At 70.3% G+C, this 25,608-nt stretch carries 1 protein-coding gene (cut by a window edge); it reads right to left on the minus strand.

What is annotated here, in order from left to right; translation table 11 throughout:
- Window positions 1-25,608 carry the 3' portion of a hypothetical protein gene (locus ACFWNN_RS05680; protein ID WP_382438679.1) on the minus strand. Its footprint extends 4,470 nt past the window's final position, so the window shows 25,608 of its 30,078 coding nt (coding positions 4,471-30,078); its start codon lies off the right edge, out of view; the stop codon is at window positions 1-3.

The following is a 25,608-nucleotide window of genomic DNA, read 5'->3' on the forward strand; positions in this document are numbered from 1 at the left end:
TCACGCCTGGTGGGGGCGGTAGGTGACCTGGTTGCCCTCCAGGACCAGCTCGACCTCGACGGTGTCGGGGAACGGCGGGCCCAGGGGCTCCAGCAGCACCGGCGGGTGGCCTGCCTGGTGCACCCGGATGTTGACGCCCTGCTGCGTCGCGATCAGGTGTCCGAGCAGGTCACGGGCGTTCCGCCAGCCGTTGTTCTCGTTCGCGTCGCTGTGCATCCGCCAGTTGGCGTTCTCCACCAGCGACCCGTACAGGTGACCCTGGTGCATCGGCCTGCCGACGCCGTAGTCCGCGACGGCCTTCGTCACCCTCTGGTGCGTCGCCGCCAGGTCCACGACCTGCCTGCGCAGCGTCATCGGGTCGACGTCGCGCGCATGACCGACGGCCGCGTACAGGCCGTTGATCGTGACCGGCGGCGGGGGCTGGTGGGCCAGCACGTTCTCGTTCAGGTACCGCAGCCGCCGTTGCGCGGTGCTGACGTGATCGGACGCCACCACCCCGTGCGCCGCGACGAGCTTCTGGTCCTTCTGGATGCCCGCCTGCATCTGGTCGAACGGCGCCGGCATCGGTGCGGACACCGCCGGGTTCATCTTGTTCCGCTGCAACGCGCCGAGCTGGTTCGCCATCGTCTTCGGCGGTTCCCAGGTGTGCTTGGTCTCGCCGTCGGCCGGCGGCAGGAACGGCTCCACCAGCGCGTGCTCACCGGTGGCGAGCTGCTCGCGTTCGTCGGCGAACTTCGTGCCCTTCTTGGCGGGCCTGCCGTCGAAGAACCGCTCCGACACGCTCGGCAGCGCGGTGTGCGACTGCGGCAGCTTGCCGTCCTTGATCAACCCGTAGGCGATCCTGGACAGGTCGGTGCCGGTGTCGCCCGCGACGAAGTCGGTCCTGAACGCCTCGCCGCGCACCGGGTGCCGGTTGTTCTGCACGTCCACGCGGGCGCGTTCGGTGGCGGCGGCCATGTCGCTCGCGTCCTGCGGCGTGTGCAGCTTCGCGAGCTCCGCCGCGTAGAACCGGTTGAGCGACTGGCTGAGCTGACCGAACTCCGCCCCGGCCGGTCCGAACCGGACGCTCTCGTCCGTCAGCGGCACCAGCGCGTCGACGAAGAGGTTCGGCTCCGGCGTGTACGGCAACAGCGGGTGGATGCCCTGCTGCGTCCGGCGCGCCTGCATGTCCGCGTCGATCGCGTGCACGAACCCGGCGTAGAAGTTCTCCTCACCGAGCTGTTCCCGGAACGCCGCCTTCTGCTCGGCGGTGGTGTTCGGGTCGTTGTCGATGCGGCCGAGGACGTCGGCGTGCAGCGTCTGCTCGTCGACCGCGACCCGGTAGCCGCCGCCGACCAGCAACGGCCTGCTCGGTGCGCGGGTGTCGTCGCCGACCGTGCCGTCCATCAGCTGGGTGACGTGGTCGAAGACGTGGCCGCCCTGCCTGGTCGTGCGGTCGGCGGGGTCGAAGTCCATGACCGCGACGTACGGGTGCGTCCCGGTGGCCGCGAGCGCGGTCACCGCGAACACGTGCGCGTCGCTCTCCAGCGTCGCGTTGCGCGTCTCGCCGAACTTGAAGCCCTTCTTCCCGTGCGGGACGCTCACCAGCGCGATCGGCTCGGCCCGGCCACCGATCACCGGCCCCGCCTGGGCCATCGCCGCGTCGATCTCGGCCTGCGTCCCGGCGTTCACGCCGAGCACGAACGCCACCCGGCCGTCCACGTCCCGCGTGCCGGCCATGACGCCGTCGATCACGTTCGGGAGCTGGTCGAGTTCGCTCGCCCGCACGATCATGCTGACCACGAACGACGGCTTCTCGTCGTGGTCGATGCCGTGCTGGGTGCGCTGCAGGTAGTTCTCCGCGGTGAGCTGCACGAGTTCGCGGCCCTGGGCCAGGTTCTCGTACGCCGCGTTGTGCACGCCGTGCTCGTTGAACGGCGTGCTCTCCCGCATCTCGACGTCCGCGTCCTGCACGGACAGTTCTTCGAGGTCTTCGCGGGTGTGCTTGACCGGGTCGGCCTCCGCGTGCGCGTCGAGGTGCTCGTTGCCGCGCTTGGGCATCTGCGGCGCGGGCAGGCCGGAGTGCTCCTCGACGGCGGGCTGCGGCCGGTTGTGCGACTGCAGCGCCTCCATCCTGCTCTGGACCAGCATCAGGTGGCGCGGCTTGAGCCGGGCGTCGGCCTTGTCGATGCCCTGGGTCATGGGGGAGTTGTCGTTGACGACGCGGCCCCTGCCGTCCTGGTGCTGGAAGATCGGCTTCACGTCGCCGGTCTCCAGGTACTCGTCGCGCAGCCCGAGGAAGTGCCCGACCTCGTGCGCGAGCCGCCGCGAGTCGGTGTCCACGGGCCAGCTGAGCTGGTTGGCCCTGCCGCCGGCGGCCGCGACCTCGACGGTGGCGTGCGCGTCGGCCGGGTTGTCCGTGAACTCGACCGTGACGTGGAACTGCTCACCGCTGGGCAGCTTGTAGCCCTGGTTGTACAGCTCCTCGACGCCCGCGCGGGTGCGGTCCTGCACGGCCGCGTCGCCGCCGTCCAGGTGCAGCCGCACGGTGAAGTCGCGCACCGGCACGCCGTCCACGTCGAGGACGCGGTTGTCGTAGGCGATCGGGCCGCGCCAGGCCCGCATGGTGATGCCGTGCGGGCCGACCTTGGTGTTGTCGAGGACACCGCCGTCCTCACCGCGCACCCAGCCGGAGGCCGGGGTCGTGGCACGGGCGTCCGCGATGGCCTGCGAGGACACGGGGCTCCGCGGGTCGAACCACGGAGCGTTCGTGTCGGTGCTGTGCAACGGACTCGGGTCGGCGGGCGGCCGGTGGGAGACCGGCGCGTCCTTCGGGGGAGAGGACGGCGCCGGGTCGTCGTCGACCATGCCGTCGCCCTGCAGCTTCGTCTTGAGCTCGGCGATCTTCGCGTCGTCCAGGGTCACGCCCAGCGCCTCGCCGAGCAGGGTCCTGTTGTCCTCGACGGCCTCGGTGAACGCCCGCGGGCTGAGCATGCCCTCGTCGATCAGCATCGAGTTGGTCAGCACCTGGTGCACCCACAGCGACTGGCTGTAGGGGTCGGGACCGTAGACCTTCAGGCCGGCGATCGAGTCGGCCAGCGGCGGCGCGCCGATGGCGTCCACGAGAGCGGTCCGCTGCGCCATGTTGAACGCCCGGTTGTAGCCCTTCTCGTGGTTGAAGACGCGCTCGGCGATCTTGCCGGGGTCCGCCGTGAACGTGGGGCTGTTCTCGACGGTGCTCCACAGCTGGTGCGACCAGCCGCCGAACTTCCCGTGGCCCGCGTCGTCGGCGAACGCGCCGAGCTGCTCGGTCTCGATCACCGGCCGCCCGAACCTGTCGTTGAACGCCTTCTCGACGGCCTGCAGACCGTGCTGGTCGATCAGCGCGGCGACCTCGTCCGAACGGGTGTGCAGGACCACCGAGGCACGCAGCAGGTCCAGCCCGGCCTCGTGGTCGAGGTACCGCTGCGGGTTCCCCTCGAGCTCGGCCTTCACCTGCTGCATCAACGGGGTGGCGTTGTTGTCCATCGCTTCGGTCGTCAACGCGTCGAGCGCGGTGTAGGCCTCGCTGCGGACGGCCGGCGCCGACGGCGGCACGGGCTCGGTGGCCGGAGCCGGGTCCTCGTCGACCATGCCGTTGTCCTGCAGCGTGGTCTTCAGCTCGGTGATCTGCGCGTCGGTGAGCTCGATGCCCATGGCGCCGCCGAGGAGGGCCCGGTTGCCGGTGACGGCGTTGGTGAACGCGTCGGCGCTCACGCTCTCGGCCGGCAGGATCCCGGCCTGGCCGAGCACCTGCGCCACCCAGAACGCCCTGCTGGTCGTGTCGGTGGCACCCGGCGGGGTGACGCCGACGACGTCGCTGAGCCCGGGCGCGCCCGTCATGTCGGCGAGGGCCGCGTCCTGCGCGAAGTTGTAGCCGCGGTTGTAGCCCTTGTCGTGGTTGAAGAGGTCCGCGACCTTGCCGACGTCCGCGCCCAGCGTCGGCCCGGTGTTGATCGTGGACCACATCTGGTGGGCCCACTCGGTGTACCTGGCGCGGCTCTCCGGCGTCGCGAGAGTGCCGAACTCCTGGATCTGGACGGTCTCGAGGACCGGCCGCCCGAACGCCTTGTTCAGCGACTTCGACACCGCGTCGGCGCCGTGCTGTTCGATCAGCGCGCCGATCTGGTCCGCCCTGGTGTCGAGCAGGACCGAGGCGTGCAGCAGGTGCCTGCCGGCCTCGGACTGCACGAACCTGCCCGGATCGGCCAGCAGCGCCGCCTCGACGTCGTGCGCGAAGGCCGGGGCGTTCTGCCACGCGTCCGCGGTCAGCGTGCCGATCGCGGCGTCCACCTCGGGCACCGTCGCGATGGTCAGTTCAGCCTCGGCGTCCACGTTCGCTGAGGCGTCCGCATCCGTGGACGCGGCCGGAGCCGAGGGCGGCACCGGCTCGTGCACCGAGCGCGAGCCCTCGGGTTCGGTCCAGGCGGTCGCCGGAGCCGGAGCCGGCTCGTCGATCATGCCGTTGTCCTGCAACGAGGTCGTGAGCTCCGCGATCTTCGCGTCGTCGAGCTCGACGCCCAGTGCCGCACCGAGCTCGGCCCGGTTGGCGGCCACCGCCTGGGTGAACACCTCGGCGGTCACGCTGCCCTCCGGCAGGACCTCCGCGTCACCGAGCACCTTCTGCACCCAGAACGCCTGGTTGTCCGTGCCCGGACCGAACTGCGGCGTACCCGCGATCGTGTCGGCCAGCGGCGGAGCGCCGACCATGTCCGTGAACGCCTTCTCCTGGGCGAAGTTCGTGCCCCGGTTGTAGCCCTTCTCGTGGTTGAAGACGTCGGAGGCGAGCTTGGCGGGGTTGGAGGTGTACGACGGCGTGTTGTTGACCGTCTCCCACATCCGGTGCGCCCAGCCGTCGAACGCCGCGCGGCTGTCCGGAGTGGACAGATCACCGAACTGCCGGATCTGCGCGGCCTCGATGACCGGCCTGCCGAACTCCTTGTTGAACGCCTTCGAGACCGCGTCGACGCCGTGGCGCTGGATCATCGTGGCGATGTCGTCGGTCCTGGTGTCGAGCACGACCGACGCCCGCAGCAGGTCCAGGCCCGCCTCGTGGTCGAGGTACGTGGCGGTGTCCGACCGCAGCGCGGTCTCCACGTCCCTGGCGAGCGGCGAGGCGTTCTGCATCGCGTCCGCCGTCAGCGCCTTGAGGTGGCTCTCGATCACCACGCTCGGCACGCTCGCCGGAGCCTGGGTCTCCGCGGAACTGGAGGCCGGGGTCTGCGTGGCCGGGGCGTTCGGCGGTTGCGGCGCCGGACGGGTCTCCACGTCGCTGCTCGACGACGCCTCGGCGGGCGAGGTCAGGCCGGGCGCGGGCGGAGGCGGCGGAGGAGCGGACGACGCGGTGGTGGTCGTCGCGGGCGGGTTGTTGAAGTCGGCGATCCTGTCGTCGACGACGCCCTTGCGGTCCCACCAGTCCCGCTGCCGGCCGTCGGCGGTCCGGCGGGCGTCGTCGAGCTGGGTCTCCGCGTCCTCGACCAGGGCTTCCTGAGCCTGGCGTTCGGTGTCGACCCGGACCTTCTCCTGGTCGAACCGGAGCCGCTCGTCGGCACGGGCCGTCTCCGCCCGGGCGACCACCTGCTGCTGTGCGAGAAGGTCCGCTCGCCGGACGGAGGCTTCCGCGTCCAGGCCGGGCAGCGCGGTCTTCGCGTCGCTGAGCCGCTGCTCGGCCTCCGTCATCGCCGTCCTCGCCGCGGCGAACTCGCTCTCCGCGGTCCGCAACGCCGTCTCGGCGTCCGTGTGCGCCTGGCGTGCGGTGTCGATCTGTCCCTGCAGACCGGGCGTGCCGGCCGGCTGGTTCTCGATCCGCCGCAGGGTCTGGGCCAACGTGGCGACGTCCGCCGTGGCGTCATCCACCTCGAACTGCTTGCCCATCGCCACGGTCCCCAGACCGTCGACCCTGGTGGTCAGGTCGATGACGGCCTCGGCCGCGCGCGCGGCCTGGTCGGTGGCCGTCTGCGCCCTGGTCTGCAGGGCCGGGATCTTGGCCTGCTCGTCCAGGTGGGTCTGGACCGCGGCCTGGTAGCCGGTGTCGGCCGCCAGCAGGTCGGCGTCGTTCTTGGCGATCGTGGTGGCCGAGGAGTTGATCACCTTCTGGGCGTCGTGCCGCTTGGCGTCGACCTCGACCTCGGCGGTGCGCCAGGCGTCCGCCGCGGCCTTCACGTCGGCCTGCGCGTCCGTCAGCTCCTGGCTGAAGTTCTGGCCCAGCACGGCCTGCGCGTCCGCCGCCGGCATCCGGACGGCGGCCGAGTTCGGCACCGACAGGTCGATGACGGACGTCCTGCCGCCGATGGTGGCGACCACGCGGTACTCGACGCCGAACTGGACGAGTCCGGTGGTGGCCTTCGGCTTGAGGTTGTTGACCTTGTTGTCGGTCTGGCCGCCGGAGTTCGCCGTGGAGTCCTCGCCGGCGTGGCGCAGCTCGACACCGCTGGTGCCGAAGGCGACGTTGTCCTTCGGGTCGGTGTTCTGCTTGACGCCCGCGCCACCGGTCGCGAGACCGACGGACAGGTCACCGGTCTCGGTGACCTTCGAGTCGGTGCTGGTCGCGGTGACCTGCGACTTCGGGTTCTCCATCGCCACGCCGTCGCTGAGCGCGCCCAGCGTCGGGTCGACCAGCTTGGCGTAGACCTTGACGTCCGCGTCCTGTCCGAACGTCAGCGCCGCCTCGTGCAGGCCGGGCACCGTGATCGGGCCGGACAGCATGCCCGGCAGGTGCGGCTGCAGGTTCTCCGGGCTCAGCGTGGCCAGCAGGCTGTTCAGCGCGCCCGTGCCCTTGCCGGTCAGGCCCTTGCCGGCGCCCGCGTCCTGGAGCGCCTGGATCGTCGCCTCGCGCAGGTCCTTGGCACCGCGCAGGTTCTCCACCGAGGCGCCCGGCCTGAGCGTGGCGGGGCTGCCCTCCCGCTGCCAGTCCGCGGCGGCCTGGGGCGTGCCCTGGGAGGCCGGCCGCAGGGTCTGGGTCGAGTGGTGGGGCAGCGGCGGGAGGCTGCCGCCGACCTTGACCTTCTGGTTGTCCGCGTGCAGGCGGACGGTCATCGTCTGCGGGCCGCTGGGCGCGGTCGCGATGACCTTGTTCCCCTTCTCGACGACGAGCTCGAACTCGATCGGCACGGTGTAGCGCGCCGCCGGTCCGCTGCCCGCGCGGAAGTTGCCGAACTGGTCGGTCGTCGACGTCGAGACCGAGCTGCTCGTCGAGCCGCCGATGTTCGCCGCCGCCATCACACCGGCGGTGCCGGACACGTTCGGGTTCGCGCTGCCGGGAGCCGCGAGGCCCGGCGCCTTGAGACCGATGCCCCAGCCGGTGCCGCGGCCCTGGCCGTCGGTGACCTTGTGGGAGCCGGAGATGGTCGACTCCATCTCGATGCCGTCGTTGACGACCTCCTGGAACGCCGGCGTCCCCGCCTTCGCCCGCAGGGTGACCTGGAAGGAGTCCTTGCCGAACGTGCCGGGCTGGTGCACCAGCAGCGGCACGCCGCCGTCCAGGGCGCTGTCGATCATCGACTTGACGCTCGCGGGCGAGCTGAAGTCGACCAGGCGCTGGAGGTTGCTCATCGAGTCGTCGAGCACCGAGTCGGGCAGCAGCGGGTTGCCGAAGCGCTTCGCGGTCTTCGCGTTGACCTGGTTCGACAGGTCGGTGACCACACCGGACAGGTCCGGCACCGCCTCGACGACGGACAGGCCGAGCGCGCTCGAGTCGCCCCTGCCCACGGTCGCGGGCGGCGCCATCTTCGGGAAGTCGGGCTTGGGCACGTTCGGCTGCACGTCCGGCAGCAGACCCATCCCCCGCGCCACGTCCTCGGACACGCGCACGAACACGGACTGCGGCAGGCTGATCGTCGCGCCCTCGGCCCGCGGCGTGCCGCCGTGCAGGAAGTTCCCCGCCCGGCTCTCGCCGACCACGGTGACGTCGGCGTCGAGCTGCACCAGCACGGTGCGGCCGCCCGCGGGCGTCACGTGGTTGCGGTCGTGGCTGCCGCCGATCTCGGTGGCCTTCGACTTCGAGTCCGACCACGGCGTGATCTTGCCGGCCACCGCGACACCACCGGCACCGCTGGCGGGCGTGGGCTCACCGGCGGGCGGCGCGGGGTCGTTCGGCTTGATCGGCACGTTGATGCCGCCGGTGATGTCGACCGACCTGGTCGTGGACGACGACTGGCCGGCCTTGTACCCGCCCGTGTAGGCGTTCTCGGTCGCCGTGTTGTCCGAAATGGACACCAGCTTCGCGTTGCCCAGCTTGAACGAGACCCCGATCGCGCCGGTGCGGTCGGTGACCCGCCGGTCGTACTTGAGGCCCTGCTCCTGCATGCCGGTCTCGGTCAGCTTGCGCAGGTTCGCCTTGATGTTCTCCGGGGAGAACATCTTGTCGATCTGCGCACGGGACGCGGTACCGGGCACCGTCAGTGCGGAGTCGCCGTTCGCCGCGCGGTTGAGCGCGTCGATGGCCTGGTCGCGCAGCGCCGTCGTGTTCGCCACGGCCTCCACGTGCAGGAAGTCCGGCGACTTCTCCTTCGGCCTGCTGAGGAGGTCCTTGACCGAGGGCGCGTCCTCCAGGGTCGTCGGATCCGGCTTGCCCGGCTCGAAACCCTTGCCGGGGTCGGTGTCGAGCGTCGAGCTGTCCGACACCCAGAGGTTGACCTCGCCCTTGATCGGCTTCAGGTCCGCGTCACCGGTACCGGTCTTCGCGACCGTGGTCTGCTCCGGCGAGTGGAAACCGGGGGCGCCGGGCACGACCCGCCGCACCCAGGCCCGCGGCCGGGTGAAGGTCGTGATCTCGACCTCGAACTCCACGTCGCCGCGGAACACCTGGGCGTTCGGGCTGCCGACGTTGAGCGAGGTGCTGTTGACCGTCGGACCGGCCGAGGTCCTGTCGGTCCACGAGTGGTTGTACTTCACGCCGAACTGCGGCGTGGGCGAGAGCTTCGCGAGCTTGGTCTCGCCGGGGATCACGACCTTGCCCTCGACACCGCCGCTCCAGCCCTTGGTGGTGCTGGTGGAGCTGTCGAGCTTCGGTCCGGTCGACGACGCGTCGCGGATGTTGCGCGCGTCGGCCTGGCCGAGGTGCTTCGGGTCGGTCAGCTTCGCCTTGACGGTGATGTTGACGTAGGTGTTGGTCGACGTGCCGCTGTTCTTCAGCTGCACCTGGACGCCGGGACCCATCAGGCTGTCCATGTTGGTCTTCAGCGCCGCGGGGGAGAGCTGCGAGGTCAGCCTGCGCTGGTTCGCGAGCTGCTCGGCGACGTCCGCGAAGGCCTTGCCCTTGCTGCTGCGCGGGTTCGCGTTCGGGTCGTTCCAGCTCGGCAGGAACTTGTCGAAACCGGGCAGTGCCCGCAGCGACTCCTCGACCTGCGTCTGGACCTCCGCGGCCACCTCGAACTCGCCGACCTTGGCGTTGCCCGCGGCGATCGCGCCACCCATGTAGGGCGGCGGGAACTTCTTGCCCTTGGTGGACTCGTCGACGATGGTGTTGCGCGTGCCGTCCGGCGTCGGCAGGCCGAGCTGGCCCGCCTCCGGCAGGCCGAGCCTCATGTACGTGGTGACCGGGACCTTGACGTTCTCACCGCGCGGGGTGCGGACGTCGACGACGGCGGTGACCTTGTACAGACCGGTCTCGCCCTTGAGCTGGATGCCGCTCTTGTGCGCGGTGTTGGTGCCCGCGTTGACGTTCTCCGCGACGCGCGCGGAGTAGCCCACGGTGGCGCCGACCTGGCCGCCGACCACGTTGGGCAGCCCGGTGTTGAACCCGAGCCCGGCGTTGAGGTCGCCACCGGACTTGGTCGTCGAGGACACACCACTGCTGTGCGACGAGGTGTCGTGCAGGCGCAGCTGCCCGGTGCCGAGCGTGCCGACCAGCTGGGCGGTCTGCAGCGTGGCCGTCATCTGCACCGCGGCGCCCTTGCTCGCGTGCGGGCTGATGAGGTCCGGCGACGTCACGTACGCGCCGCCGAGCATCGCGCCGAGGTTGTTGCGGATCTCGGTGGGGCTCAGGAAGTTCAGCAACGCCTCACGGCCGGGCGAGCCGACCTTGACGATCGACGGGTGCAGGTTGCGCGCCACGTCGTCGAACGCCTTCTGCGCGTTGTCGACCGACACGGTCTCGGGCGCGGGGTGCTCGAGCTTGGTGCCCCACTTGGCGTCCGGCGGCGTCACTGCGGCGGAGGTGTTGCCGGAGGCGGTGATCACCGCGAGGTCGTTCGGGATCTGCAGCGTCACGTCGGTCCCGGTGGTGACCGGGTCGAGGTTCGTGACGGTGCCGTCGGCCTTGGTGAGCGTGATGTCGTAGGACACGTTCACCTTGGCCGTCGTCGAGCCCTCACCGGCACGGATGATCCGTTGGTCGGTGAGCGACGACGACATGCCCTGCGACTGCGCGGGAGTGGCGAACTGCGCCTTGCCGCCCAGCGAGCCGTACGGGCCGAACCCGCCGGTGGCCGAGGCCGCGCCGCCGATGTCGTTGGCCGTGGCGACGGTGTGCGTCGTCGAGGACGTGTTGCCCGACTGCGCGGTCGCGTCGACCTTGACGCCGGGGGCGTCCACCGGGGCGACGTCCGTCTGCGCCTGCATGGTGGCGCGGACGTTCGCCTCGTACCAGTTGTTGCCGATCTTGACCTGGAAGTTGCGGCCGTTGTCCAGGAACGACTCGAAGTCGCCCTTGAGCGCCTGCTGGATGCGGGCGGCGTCCTCGGGCTTCAGGTTCGTGATCGCGCCCGTGACGTTCTCGGCACCGTTCACGTCCGTCGGCGCGATCGTGCCCAGCGCCTTGTTCTCCTGGAAGAAGCCCGGCAGGTTCTGCGCGTTCGGCATGACCTGGCCGACCGCCGGCGGCGCCAGCCTGGTCATCGGGATGACCGGGTTGGGCGGCGGCGGGGCCGGACGGGTCTCCACCTCGGGAGCGGGCGGCGCCGCGCGGTGCGACGGGCCCGCGTCCGGCGCGTGCGTGCTGTAGGTCGACTTGCCGTTCGCGTTCGGCGTCCTGTCGATGTGCAGCTCAGGCCCGAACGCCGGTGCCTTCCACCTCTTCGCCTTCGCCTTGTCCGCTTCGGTCGAGTGCTCGAGGACCTCCGGCTTGAGGTCGAAGAACGGGTCGACGGTCGTGGTGCCGTCCGGGCCGTGGACGGTGATCGGGCGGTTGAGCTTCGTCGCGAGCAGCTTGACGGCGAGCTCCTCGGCCTTGGCCGCCTTGACGTTGTCGGCGGCCTTCTGGGCCGCGTCCGCCCGGTCCTGCGCGGCGCGCTCCTGCGCCGTCAGTTCGGTGCCGCTCGTGCCCGAGTTGTCGACCGGGTGCGCGGTGGTGCGCACCGGGGCCGGCTGGGGCTCGATGAGCGCGTTGACCAGGTGGCCGTTCTCCAGGCCGTGCTCCTGGCGGAACCGCGCGATCTGCGTGGTCACGCTCTCCGACGCGATCGAGCCCTGCTGGATCGTGCTCGTCCGCAGGTCCGCCGGCGACAGGACCGGGACGGTCTTGGCCTTGCCCTTGCCCTTCTTGCTCGGCCCCGGCTGGTTCTGGGCCTCGGCGGTCTGCGCGGCGTGCACCGCGGCGAACACGCCGTCCGTGCGCGGAGCTCCGACGTTCGGCGCGATGCCGTGCTCCAGCATCGTGAACGTCCTGGTCACGCTGCTGTCGTTGTCCGACAGCGCCATGTTCAGGACCGTGGCCATCTTCTGCTGCTTGGCCGTCGGGACGATGTGGCCGAGCTCGGCCTCGGTGCGCGGCGGCAGCGGCTGCTTCTTGCCCGTGACCGGGTGCGCCGGCAGCTCCGGCCGCGGCGGCGGGTAGACGGTGGTGGGGTCGATCTGCGGATCGACACCCATGTGCCCGTTGCCCGGGATCTCCGTGGAGATCCCGTAGTTGAGGGTGTTCTTGTCCTCCCAGCCGAGCTTGAGGGCGTCGACCCTGGACGGGTTCCAGCCGCCGGTGGACCCGGTGTGCGTGTGCTTGCCCGTGGTCTCGTCGACGCTGTACTCGTGCGTGACGACCTGCTGGGGCTCGCGCTTGTCGAACGGCTTGTTGCCGGGGTTCGGCACGCCGGCCTTGGACTTCTTGTTCTCGGCTTCCTTGCGGATGTCCGAGGCCGAGACCTCGGCCTTGGCGGCCTTCGACGCCTGACCGGGTTCACCGCCGAAGGTCCGGTTCGGCACGGTCTTCAGGTCGACGTGCGACTGGGCCCACGACTTGCCGTCGGCCTTCGCGAAGTCGAGCGCGATGCGGGACAGGTCCGTGCCCACCGCGCCGTTCACGAAGTCGGTGGAGATGGTCTGGCCGCGGTACGGGTTGCGGTTGGTCTGCATGTCGACGTCGATGCCGGACTGGACGGCGACGGCGGTGACGGCGGCCTCGAACTCCGTGCCCCTGACGAACTTCTCGTTCTGCTCGATCTCGGCGTCGATCCGCGCCAGCGTCCTGAGCTGGGACGGCTCCGGCTTGCCCGGCTGAGTCCTGAGATCGGCCTCGAGCTGGGCCTTGGCGGCCCTGAGGTCCGCGTTGAGCTCGGGCCTCGGGAGCTTGTTCTGGTGGATCTCCACGAGCTCGTTGCCGGCGAACTTGTTCATCGACTTGCCGAGGCCGTTGAACTCGGCCCCGCCGTCGCTGAACTTCACCGACGGGTCGACCAGCGGGACGTTCGCGTCGATGAACAGGTTGGGCTCTGGCAGGTACGGCAGCAGGGGCGCCGTGTCCGACTGCCGGACCCGCGCGTCCATGTCGTCGTTCATCGCCTGCTGGAACTTCTCGACGAACGCGGCCTGGTTCTCGGGCTTGATGTGGTCCTTGGCCAGGTCCAGCTGCCGCTGCTTCTTGGCGTCCGGATTGGCGTCGAGGGCCAGCTGCTCCCTGTCGATCCGCGTCTGCACGTCCGCGATCAGCGCGTCCGCGTCGCCGACCCGGTAACCACCGGCGTACATCAGCGGGCGGATCGGGCCGGTCTCCGGCGAGTTCAGCGTCTCCGTGAAGTGGTTGAAGACGTCCTTGCCCGACGGCACCTGGCGCGAGCCCGAGTCGAAGTCCTGAATGGACAGGTACGGGTGCGTGCCCTTGCCGTTCATCGCGCCGACCGCAAACTTCGTGGCGGCGCTCTGCATCGTCCCGTTGCGCATCGTGCCGTACGGGAAGCCCTGCGCCGGGTCGAATGGCGGCAACGGCACCAGGGCGATGGCTTCGCTCCTGGCCGCGACGTCGGTGTTCGCCTGGGCGATGTTGGCCGTCATGTCGGCGCCGGACCCGGTGGGGCCGTTCACGCCGATGACGAACACCATGTTGCCCTTGAGGTCACCGGCGTCCCTGGTGACGGCCTCGATGACCGACTCGATCTGGCCCAGCTGGTCGTGCCCGACGATCATGTTGACCACGAACGACGGCGGCGCGTCCTGCTCGACGTTCCTCTTGAGCTGGTCGAGGTACGTGTCCTTGGTGGGCAGCTCGACGGGGCCGTTGGCGAGGTTCGCGAACGCCGGGTTGTAGGAGAAGTCGACGTTGCCCAGCGACAGGCCGGTGAAGCGGTCGGCCAGGTTGTCGATGTCCGAGTCGTTCTGGCTCGACTCGGGCTGGGCGTCCATGTCGACGTCACCGTCGGTCTGGGAGTCGACCTCCATGTCCGCGCCGGAGTTGCTCGGACCGGGCTCGGAGTTGGTCCAGGTGTCGGCAGCGGGCTTCTTCTTGGTGGTGCGGTCGGCCTGGGCGTGGTTGTCGCTCTCGGGGGAGCGGTCGCGCTTCTGCTTCATGGGCCGGGTGTCGACGTCCGAGGTGGTGTCGGCACCGGTGTTCGGCGCGGGCTGATACCCCGGGAGCGGGCCGGTGGAGTCCAGCCTGGTGTCGGGAACCATGACCTGGCTGGTCGCCGTGCGCTCGATCAGCCACAGGTGGCGCGGCCGGATGCCCGCGTCGGGCAGGTGGACGTCGGCGCCCATCATGCCGCCGTCGTTCTGGTGCACGCCCGAGTTGGTGTCGTGCTGCTGGAAGACGCGGGTCGAGTCCTTGTACTCGTCCGGAATTCCCAGGTAGTGCAGCGTCTCGTGGGCCAGGACCTCGGGGCTGGTCTGCGTGCCCCAGTGCGTCTGGTCCGGGTTGGTCGTCTTGTCGTCGACCTTGATGGTGGTGTGCGCGTCGGCCTTGTTGTCGGTGAACTCCAGGTTGAGGTGGAACTGGTCGCCGCTGGGCAGCCGGTAACCCTGGTTCAGCAGGTTGTTGACGCCGTTGTGCGCGTTCTGCTTGACCTGCGCGATGCCTTCCGGGGTCATGTTCGCGGCAGGGTCGATGTGCACCTTGACGGTGTACTCCTGCACGAACTTGCCCGGGCTGGTCTCGATGCGGCGCAGGTCGTAGTTGATCAGGCCCTGGTAGGACTTGATGTTCGTCGGCGTGCTGTTCGTGCGGACGTCGTGCACGACCTGGTCGACGGTGCGGACGTTCGCGTTGGCGCGGCGGTCGGCCCAGGAGCTCGGGTCGGCCGGGTTCTTCGGGGCGGACCACTCGGAGGTCTTGGCCGGGTCGTGCCGCCACGACTCGTCGGTGAAGACGTCCTTGCCCTTGTGCGACGCCGCGGTCGGCGGGGTCGCCCTCGGCGGCGCGCCACCACCCTTGATCTTCTTCGGGTCGGTCTTCGTGTCGGTGGCCGGTGCGGGTGACGCCGCGGCGGGTGCGGGACGTGCGCTCGACTCGGCACCGCTGCGGCTGCTCTCCGCCACGGACGTCTCGGCGGGAAGGGGCGGCAACGGCCTCGAGTCGAGGTCCGCGGTGGTGGTGCTGGTGGTCGTGGTGTTCGGGGTGGTGCCGTCCTTGGGCGGCACCGGCGGCGGGGTGTTCGCGGCCGTGTTGAACGAGTCGACCTCGCCGTCCACCTTGGCCTTCGCGTCCCACCACAGCTGCTGCTTGGCGTCCGCGGCGCGGCGGGCGTCGTCGAGCTTGGTCTCCGCGTCCTTGATCTTCGTCTCGGCAGCCGCCCGCTCGTCGGAGAGCGCCTGGTGCGCGTCCTTGGCGGTGGTCTTGGCGGCGTCGGCGTCGGCGACGGCCCTCTGCTGCGCCTGGAGTTCGGCGCGGGCGTCGGCGGCTGCCTTGCGCTGGGCGTCGAGCTCCGCGTGCGCGTCGGTGAGCTGCTGCTGGGCGTCGGTCAGCGCGGTGTGCGCCGCGTCGGCCTCCTGCGTGAGACGGTCCAGCTCGGGCTGGGCGGCACCGTTGATCTGGGCGTCGTCGAGCGCGTCCTTGGTCGCCAGCGCGTCCTGGCTCAGCGAGGTGATCTGCGGCGTGAGCGCCTGGATCGTGGCACGGGTCTGCGCCACGTCGGCCTGCGTCGTGTCGGCCGTGGCCTGCAGGGGCCCGACCTGGGCCTCGGTGTCCAGGTGGGTCTGGATGGCGGTGTTCGCCGCCGTCGCGGCGTCGCCGTGCGGCCGGTCGGTCCGCGCCAGCACGGCCGCGGCGTCGTTGATGGCGTCCTGTGCGTCGTGCCGGGCCTTCTCGACGTCCTTCTCGGCGGTACGCCAGTCGTCGGCCGTCTTCTTGACCTCGGACTGGGCGTCCTTGAGCGAGTCGCTGAACTGGTGGTTCAGCATCGTCTCGACCTCGGTGGCGGGCATGCGCACGCCGGCCGAGTTCGGCACGGACAGGTCGACGACGGAGGTCTTGCCACCGATCGTCGCGACCACGCGGTACTCGACGTCGAACGACACGAGACCCGTGCGGGACGTGTCCTTGGGCTTGACGTTGCCGCCCTGGGCCTGTGCGGGACCGCCGGACACACCCGACGAGTCCTCGTTGGCGTGCCGCAACTCGACACCGCCGGTGCCGAAGTTGACGGTGTCCGCCGGGGCGCCCTGCTTGACCGCGGCGCTGCCCTGGGCGAGCCCGACCGACACGTCCGCCGAGTCGGCCACCTTGGCCTCGCTGGAGGTCTCGGTGGTCTTCGTGGTGAGCGGGGCGTCGATCTTGACGTCGTCGCTGAGCGACCCCAGCTGCGGGTTGACGAGCTTCGCGTAGACCTTGACGTCGGCGTCCTGCCCGAACGTCAGCGCCGCTTCCTTGAGGCCCGGCACGTCGAGCGGGCCCGACAGCATCGAGGGCAGGTGCGGCTGCAGGTTCTCCGGGCTCAGCGTGGAGAACAGGGCGTTGAGCGAGCCCGTGCCCTTGCCGGTCAGGCCCTTGCCCGCGCCCGCGTCGGTCATCGCCTTGACCGCGGCGTCACGCAGGTCCTTGGCGCCGCGCAGGTTCTCCACCGACGCGGTGTCCGGCAGCTTCGAGGCGCGGGTGTCCTGCTGGAACGCGGTCGTCGCCTCGGGGGTGCCGTGGTCGCTGCTCCGCTTGCTGGCCGCGGACATGTACGGCTGCGGATTCCCGTGACCGGTGGTCGGCTGGGAGACCTTCTGGTTGTCCGCGTGGGTGCGGACAACCATGTCCTGCTTGTCGCTCTTGGCCTCGGCGACGACGCTGTTGCCCTTCTCCACGACGAGCTCGAACTCGATCGGCACGTTGTAGCGCGCCGCCGGTCCACTTGCCGTGCGAGAGCTGCTGAACGCCTCGTTGGTCGAGGTCGTCACGGAACTGCTGGTGCTGGAGCCGATGTTCGCGCCGGCGCTGACACCCGCGGTGCCCGAGACGTTCGGGTTCGCGCTGCCCGGCGAGGCCAGGCCGGGCGCCCGCAGGCCGGCTCCCCAGCCGGTGCCGCGGCCGGCGCCGTCGCTGTCCTTGCGGGAGCCGCCGGTGCCGTGGGACATGTCGATGCCGTCGTTGACGACCTGGTCGAACTTCGGCGTGTCCGCCTTGGCCCGCAACGTGACCTGGTAGGAGTCCTTGCCGAACGTGCCCGGCTGGTGCACCAGCAGCGGCACACCGCCGTCGAGCGCACTGTCGATCATCGCCTTCACGCTGGTCGGCGAGTTGAGGTCGACGATGCGCTGCAGGTTGCTCATCGAGTCCTGCAGCACCGAGTCCGGGATCAGCGAGCCGCTGCCGAACTTCTTGGTCTTCGTGGAGAGCTGGGTCGTGAGGTCGTTGACCACACTGGACAGATCCGGCACCGACTCCACGTTGGACAGACCGAGCGCGCCGGGTTCGCCGACCGCGACCGTCGACGGCGGCGCCATCGCCGGGAAATCCGGCTTCGGCACGCTCGACTCGACCTTGGGCAGCGCACCGAGCTCACGAGCGACGTCCTCGGACACCCGCACGAACACCGACTTCGGCATGTCCACCGTGACGCCCTCGGCGTGCGGCGTGCCGCCGTACAGGAAGTTCCCGGAGCGGCTCTCGCCGACGATCGTGAACTCCGCGTCGATCTGGACCAGCACGGTCCGCGCCTCGCCGGGCGTGGTCCTGCCGCGGTCGACGTTGCCGCCGACCTCGGTGGACGTGGTCTTCGAGTCCGACCACGGCGTGAACTTCGCCGTCACCGCGGCGCCACCGGACCCGCTGGGGTTCGTCGGCGTGCCGGCGGGCGGCGGGGTGACGTTCGGGCGCACCGGGACGTTGATGCCCGCGGTGACGTCGACGGACCGGCTGGTCGTGGACGACTCACCGGCCTTGTAGCCGCCACTGACCGAGTTGTCCGAGCCGGTGGTGTCCGAAATGGACACGAGCTTCGCGTCGCCCAGCTTCACGGACATGCCGATGGCGCCGGAACGGTCGGTGACGCGCCGGTCGTACTTGAGACCCTGCTCCTGCACGCCGGTCTCGATGAGCCGCTGCAGGTTCGCCTTGATGTTCTCCGGGGCGAACATCTTGTCGATCTGGGCACGCGAGGCGGTGCCCGGCGTGGTGAGCGCCGAGTCGCCGTTCGCCGCGCGGTTGAGCGCGTCGATCGCCTGGTCCCGCAACGCGGTCGTGTTCGCGATCGCCTCGACGTTGAGGAACTCCGGCGACTTCGGCCGGGCCTCCTTCGGAGCGAGCAGGTCCTTGACGGTCGGGGAGTTCTCGAGCTGCGTGGGCTTGGGGTCACCGGGCTTGAAGCCGTCGCCCGGGTCGTTCTTGAGCGTCGAGCCGTCCGACACCCACAGGTTGACCTTGCCGTCGATCTTGTCGAGGCCCGCGCCGGTCTTGGCGACCGTCGTCACCTGCGGCGCCTGGACACCGGGCGCGCCGGGCACGACGGTGCGCACCCACGTCCGCGGCCGGGTGAACGTGGTGATCTCGACCTCGAACTCCACGTCCTGCTGGAACACCTGCGCGTCCGGGCTGCCGGGGTTCGCCGACGTGCCGGAGACGGCCGGTCCCGCCGAGGTCTTGTCCGTCCACGAGTGGCTGTAGGACACACCGGCCTGCGGCGTCGGGGTGAGCGAGGCGACGCCGGTCTTGACCGGGATGTTGGCGCGGCCCTGCAGGCCACCGGTCCAGCCCTTGGTGGTGCTGGTGTTCGCGTCGAGCTTCGGGCCGGTCGTGGTCGAGTCGCTGACCGGGCGCGCGTCGGCCTGGCCGAGGTGCTTCGGGTTGCTGACCTTCGCCTTGACCGTGACGTTGACGTAGGTGTTCGTCGTCGCGCCGGAGTTCTTCAGCTGCACCGAGACGCCGGGACCGAGCAGGCTGTCCATGTTCGCCTTGAGCGCGGCGGGGGAGAGCGTCGCCGCGATCTTGCGCTGGTTCGCGAGCTGCTCCGCGACGTCCGCGAAGCCCTGACCCTTGCTGCTGCGCGGGTTCGCGTCCGGGTTGTTCCACTTCGGCAGGAACTTGGCCATGCCGGGGATGTCCTTCAGCGCGGCCTCGACCTGGGGCTGCACCTTGGCGGCCGGCGTGAACTCGCCGACCTTCGCGTTGCCGGCGGCGAGCGTGTCGGCGACGAACGGCGGCAGGAACTTCGTGTCCGCCGTGGCCGGGTCGGTCGTCGAGTTCCTGGTGCCGTCCGGCGTGGGCAGTCCCACGGCACCGGCCTCGTTGAGGCCCATGCGCATGTGCGTGGTGACTTCCATCTTCACGCTCTCGCCGGACGGGGTGCGCACCTCGACCTCGGCGGTGACCTCGTACAGGCCGGTCTCGTTCTTGACGCCGATTCCGGTCTTGTGGCTGCTGCTCGACCCCGCGCTCACGCCCTCGGCGGTGCGCGCGGAGTAGGTCGCCGTGGCACCGACGGTGCCGCCGACCTGGCCGGGCACGCCGATGTTGCCGCCGAACCCGGCGGTGACGTCGAACCCGGTCTTGGTGGACGCGGACACACTGCTGCCCCAGGACGAGGTGTCCTTGAGGTCGAGCGCCGCCGTGTCGTGCGTGCCGACCAGCTTCGCGTCCTTGAGCGTCGCCGTCATCTGCACCGCGCCGCCCTTGTCGGCGTGCGGGCTGACGAGGTCGGGCGACGTGACGAAGCCGCCGAGCATCGCGGGCAGGTTGTTGCGGATCGAGGTGGGGCTGAGGAAGTTCTGCAGCACCTCGCGGCCGGGCGAGCCGACCTTCGTGATCGACGGGTGCAGGCCCGCGGCGACGTCGGTGAACGCCTTGCCGGAGTCCTTGACCACCACGGCTTCCGGCACCGCGTTCTCGACCTTGGTGCCCCAGGCCGCGTCGGCCGGAGTCTTCACGTCGGAGGTCTTGCCGGAGTCGGTGATCTTGCTGAGGTCCGCGGGGATCTGCAGCGTGACGTCCGTGCCGGTGTTCAGCGTCGAGAACAGCGTCGGGTTGCCGCTGGCGTCGGTGAGCGTGATCTCGTACGAGACCGGGACGGTCGTCTTCTTCGAGCCGTCGTCCGATCCCTTGATCGCCCGCGCCTCGGTGGTGGAGTTGCTGGTCGACTGGGTGACCGCCGGCGTCGCGAGGGCCGCCTTGCCGCCGAGCGAGCCGTACGGGCCCATCGGGACACCGGCCGTGGCCGAGCCGCCGACGTCGTTGGACGTGGAGATCGAGTTCGAGGTGCCGGTGGCCGCGGCCGCCTGGTAGCTCTTGTCGACCTTGGTGTCGGCGTCGGTCTGGACGTTCGTGGTGGCGTCCGCGTGCATCTCGGCGCGGACGTTCGCCTCGAACCAGGCGTTGCCGATCTTCACCTGGAAGTTGCGGCCACCGTCGAGGAGCGTCTCGAAGTCGTTCTCGATGGCGTCCTTGATGCGGGCCTGGTCGTTCGGCTTCAGGCCGGGGATCTCGGCGACGACGGCGTCGGCGCCCTTGACCTCGGTCGGGAGGATCGAGCCGAGCGCCTTGTTGTCCTGGAAGAAGCTCGGCAGGTTCGTGCCCGGGACCTGGCCGACCGGCTGCGGCGCCATCGTGGTCATCGGGATGACCGGGTTCGGCGTCGGCCTCGGCGGCGCGGGACGGGTCTCGACCTCGGGGGCCGGGCGCGTGTCCGGGGCGGGCTCGGACCGGGTCTGCGTGTCCGAGTCGGGTGCCGGGGGCGCGGGGCGCGTGTCCGCGTCCACGTCCTGCCGGGCCTGCTGGACCTCGTTGGTGAACTCCCGGAGGGCCTCGAGGTGGCTGGTGTTGTGCCCGCCCGACCGCGCGTCCTGGATCTGCTGGTCGAGGTGGGCCTGCACGGACGCGATGTCGGCGTCGCTGAACTGCCGCCAGCCGGAGGAGTTCGGGTCGGCGGGCTGCCGCAGCGCGTGGGTGGTGAGCGCCGCGTCGCGGTTGTTCGTGAACTGGTCGACGCGGTTCTGCTGCCACTGGACGTCGCGGCCCGCCCGCTCGCGGCGGGCCGCCTGGTCGTCCAGCATCGACTGGGTCTTGAAGGCGTCGGGCACCATGTCGGCGGCGTTCCACCGGGTGCTGTCGGCCTTGGCCTTGGCGAGGCCCTGCTCGGCGATCTGCGTCCGCTGGTCGTAGATGTGCGGGGGACCGGCGTGACGGGAGATGTCGAGCGCGTTCTGGATCGCGGCCGCGCGGTCGGGGTTGTTGCTGTACGCCGGGTTCTGCTGCATGTCGCGCAGCGCCGCGGAGTCGAGGCCGTACAGCGACGCCGCGAACGCCCGCGGCGACGTGCCCTCCTGCACCGGGCCGAAGCCGCCGGGCACCACGAGGTCGACGTCCGGGTTCGCGGGTCGCGTCGCCGGGTCCTGCATGAACGGGCCCGGTTCGGCACGGGGCGCGGGCGCCGGTGCCGGTGCGGGCTGGGCCTGCTGGTTCTGGCCGGCACCGCGGTCGCGGACGTCGCCTGCCGGTGGGGGCGGCGCGTCGGTGTCCGAGTGGACGGACGAGGCGTCGTCCACCTCGACCGGCGGCGTCTCCGGTCGGTAGGGCACCGCCGAGTCGACGAGCTGGAGGTCCTGGAGCTGACCGTAGAGCCGGTCCAGCTCCGGGGTCGGCTGACCGGCCACGCGCGCGTCGCGGATCAGGTCCGTGACGTGGTCCTGGAGGACCTCGACGTCCTGCGGCGACACCTGCTGCCAGCCGGGGGCGTTCAGGTCGTTCGGGGGCAGGCTCAGCGCGTACGTCGTGAGCGCGTCCTTGTGGTCGTACTGCAACGTCATCAGCTCGTTGGAGAGCTGCGACTGCTGCTGCTTGAGCGTCTGCTGCTGGGCCTGGCGCTCGGCCTGGTCCGTGCGCATCAGCTCGGACTTGAACATGTCCGGAAGCGCGTCGCTGACGTGCTTCAGATCGGTCGCCTTGCGGTGGTTCTCGTTGATCTCGGTCCGGAGGTCGCTCAGGTGCTGCGGGATGCCACCGGGCTTCTGCGCGATCTCCAGGTTGCGGGACATCTGGTTGATCTCTTGCACGTGGAACGGGTCGTTGCGGTGCTGCACGGCGAGGTCGGCGAGCTCGGCGGGGGTCTTGCCGAAGAGCGAGGCCCTGAAGCCCGCGAACTCCTGCCGCGGGTTGAGCCCGCTGTTGCCCGGCCGGGTGTCCACATCGGACTCCACGTCCGACTGCGCGTCGAGATCGGACTGCGCGTCGATGTCCGACTGGACGTCCGACTGCACGTCGATGTCCGACTGCACGTCGGAGCCGGGAGCGTTGAGGGCGGCCTCGTTCGCCATCTCCTGGCGGCGCTGCTCCAGTTCCAGCTCGAACTGGCGGTTGTTGAACTCCCGGGTCCTGGCGTCGAGGTCGCGCAGGCGTTCCGCACGGGCCTCGATGTCCGCGTTCATCTGCGCGATCTTGGCCTGCGTCGCCTGGATGTTCGCGTGCATGTCCGCGGCCTTGGCGAAGCGGTTGTCGTAGTCGGGGTTGCCGACGAACGACAGGTTGCGCTCCGTCTGCTGCACCAGGGCCTCGGCGTCGGCGATCTTCTGGTCGAAGTCGACCGAGGTGTCGACCTCGCCGCCGAACATGCTGGTCAGGAAGCCCCGGATACCGGTGTTCGCCGACTTGCCGTCGCGGTAGTTCTGCAGCGCCTCCTTGGCGTCCTCCAGCTGGGTGCTCAACGCGTCCAGACCGCGCGTCGAGGCGTGCGAGAGCACCTTGCGGACGTCCGCCTCGTTCTGCACCCGCGTCTGCAGGTCCCTGAGGCTCTGGGCGTCGAACCCGGCGTTCTCCGCCGCCGCGATCTGCTGGGTGAGGCGGGCGTCGAGCTGGGGGAGCATGGCCGGCGGGATGCTCGCGAGGTTGTCCGCGTTCGGACCCGCGACCTGGGTGTCGATGATGTGCGTCAGGCCCAGGTTCGGGCCCTCGGCGTTCAGGGTGTCGATCTGGCTGTTGGTGTTGTTCTGCAGGTCGGTGAGGGTCGCGACCTGGTCCTTGATCGCGGCCGTCTGCGCGAGCTCCTGCGGGTTCTGCATCGCCTCGGGCTTCCAGGAGCCCTTGGACTTCGCGTCGTCGATCCGGGTCTGCAGGTCCGCCGACCGCTGCATCAGGTCGTTCACGAAGACCTGCGGGCCACCGGGGTGCGCCGCCGCGCGCTTGATCAGCTGGGTCTTCTGCGCCGCGTCGTAGAGGCCCTTGTCCTGGCGCCCCTTGTACAGGTCGCCGATGGTCTGGTTGACCTCGGCGGAGGACTTGCCGCCGAGCCAGGCCTCCATGCCGGCGCGGACCTCCTGCGGCGTCGGACCGCCGAGAGCGCCGAACGTGCCGTTCTGCGAGGAGATCTGCACCTGCGGCGCGCCCGCGGGGCCGTGGGTGGTCTGCACGCCGTTGTTCTCGACGACGAGCTGCACGCCCAGCGACTGCGCGATCGTGTCCGGCAGGTGCGCGCCGACCTGGGAGTCGGCCCAGGACGGCGTGTTCAGGCCCGTGGTGACGAGGGCGGCGGGCGTCGGGATCGCGCCGGTCGTCTTCACCTGCTGCGTCACGTGGTCGACCACGGCGGCGTCGCCCGGCTTCATGCCGTCGGTGCTGACGACGTCCCAGCGCTTCGACGAGCCGTTCGCGAGGTCGTTCGCGACGTTCGCCCGCCACTGGTCGAGCTTGGCGCCGGTGTTGGGACCGGGCACGTTCGGCTCGAGGTCGGGGTGGAACTTCGCCAGCGCGTCGGGGGAGACCTGGTTCGCGACCCAGCTCGACAGGCCGTTCGGCGTCAGGCCGGGGTGGTTGTGGTTCTGCGGGTTCTGCGCGACGTCGTTCAGCACGGCGTCCACAGTGGACTTGACGTCGCTGGTGCCGACCATCGGTGACGCGTTCGGGACCGGCGCGTTCTGGAACGCGGCGCTGCGCAGCACCGACTCGACCAGGCCGACCTTGTCCAGGTTCGGCAGGTGGTTCTGGGTGTTGGGCCGGACGTCGGCGTCCACCTCGGAGTCCCAGCTACCGGGCAGGCCGGGCGTGTCCGTCGGCATGGGCCGCGTCTGCACGTCCGGGCCGGGGGTGCTGTTCGTGTCCGGTGTGGACGGTGCGGGCGCGGTGTCCGCGGCAGGCTTGGGGGTCCAGTCCGCGGGCGGCGGCACGGTCGCCGGACCGGCCGGGTTGATCGTGGTGTCGGGCACCGCGACCTGGCTGTTGGCGGTGTTCTCGATCAGCCACAGGTGCCGCGGCCGGATGCCGGGGTCGTCCAGGTGGATGTCGGCGCCCATCATGCCGCCGTCGTTCTGGTGCACGCCGGAGTTCGTGTCGTACTGCTGGAAGACGCGGGTCGAGTCCTTGTACTCGTCCGGAATTCCCAGGTAGTGCAACGTCTCGTGCGCCAGGACCTCGGGGCTGGTGTCGGCGCCCCAGTGCGTCTGGTCCGGGTTGGGGGTGTTCGGGTCGACCTTGACGCTGGTGTGCGCGTCGGCCTTGTTGTCGGTGAACTCGAGGTTCAGGTGGAACTGGTCACCGCTGGGCAGCCGGTGGCCCTGGTTCAGCATGGAGTTCACGCCGTTGGTGGCGTTCTCCTTGACCTGCGCGATCTGCTCCGGCGTCATGTTCGCCGCAGGATCGATGTGCACCTTGACGGTGTACTCCTGCACGAAGTTGCCGGGGCTGGTCTCGATGCGCCGCAGGTCGTAGTTGATGAGCCCTTGGTAGGACTTGATGTTCGACGGCGTGCTGTCCGTGCGGACGTCGTGGACGGTCTGGTTGACCGTCCGCACGTCGGTGTTGTTGCGGCGGTCGGCCCAGGTGCTGCGGTCGGCCGGGTTGCTCGGGTTAGACCACTCCGCGGTCTTGGCCGGGTCGTGGCGCCACGACTGGTCGGTCAGGACCTCCTTGCCCTTGTGCGACTCCGGGGTGGGCGGCGTCGCGGCCGGAGGCGCACCGACCTTCGGCACGTCCTTGCGGGTGCCGTCGGGGTTCAGGTTCGACTGCGGTGCGGGCGGTGCCGGGGGAGCGGGAGGTGCCGGCGGGGCCGCGGGCGGCGGGGTGGCCGGTGCGTCCCTGGTCGGCGCCGGGCCGTTGCCGGTGGTCTGCTGGGTGTTCTGGGACGGCGCGTCGGTGTTCGCGGACGTGTCCGTGTCGGTGTTCGGCCTGACCTCGGTGCCGGGCGCCGGGGGCGCGCTGCGGGTGCCGGGGTCGGACTCGGCGTCGAAGAAGACGTCGGTGTCGGATTCGACGTCGCTCTCGGCGTTGGTGTTGGTTTCGACGTCGCTGTCGAATCCGAAGAGGCCGCCGCTCATGTCGGGTCCGTCAGACTCGGCGTCGGACTCGACGTCGTTCTCGGCGTTGGTCTCGACGTCGCTGCTGGTGCCGGGGTTGGACTCAGCGTCGAAGAAGGCGTCGTTGTCGGACTCGCTGTCGCTCTCGGCGTCGCTCTCGACGTCGCTCTCGACGTCGCTCTCGGCGTCGCTCTCGGCGTCGGTTTCGGCGTTGGTTTCGGCGTTGGTGTTGGTGCCGGTGTTGGTCTCGACGTCGCTCTCGACGTCGCTCTCGAACCCGAAGAGGCCGCCACTCATGTCGGGTCCGTCGGATTCGACGTCGCTGTCGCCGAAGAGGCCGCCGCTCATGTCGGGTCCGTCAGACTCGGTGTCGCTCTCGACGTCGCTGCCGGAGTTGGTCTCGACGGTGGCGCTGGGGGGCGTGACGGCGGGAGGCGCCACCGAAGCCGGGGCCTGCTGGACAGGGGGCTGCTGGGCCAGGGGCTTCGATTCCACCGGCGTCTGCGGCGGACTCTGCACCTCGACGTCCGGCGTCTGCACTGCCGGGGCAGGCGGCGGTGGGGGCGGCGGGTTCTGCCGCAGGGTCAGCGCCTGGAGAACCTGGTCGTTCTTCGGTGCGCGAGCGTCCTCGAACACCTGGGAGAAGTACTGGCTTTCGGGACTGTCCTTCTGCGAGAGGTTCTTGATCAGGTCAGCGAGCTCGGCAACGTCGTTGCGAGCCGTGTCCGGATCGGCGGGATCGACCGGAGCGCCCGGGGT

It is taken from the genome of Lentzea sp. NPDC058450, assembly GCF_042721395.1.
GTDB lineage: Bacteria > Actinomycetota > Actinomycetes > Mycobacteriales > Pseudonocardiaceae > Lentzea.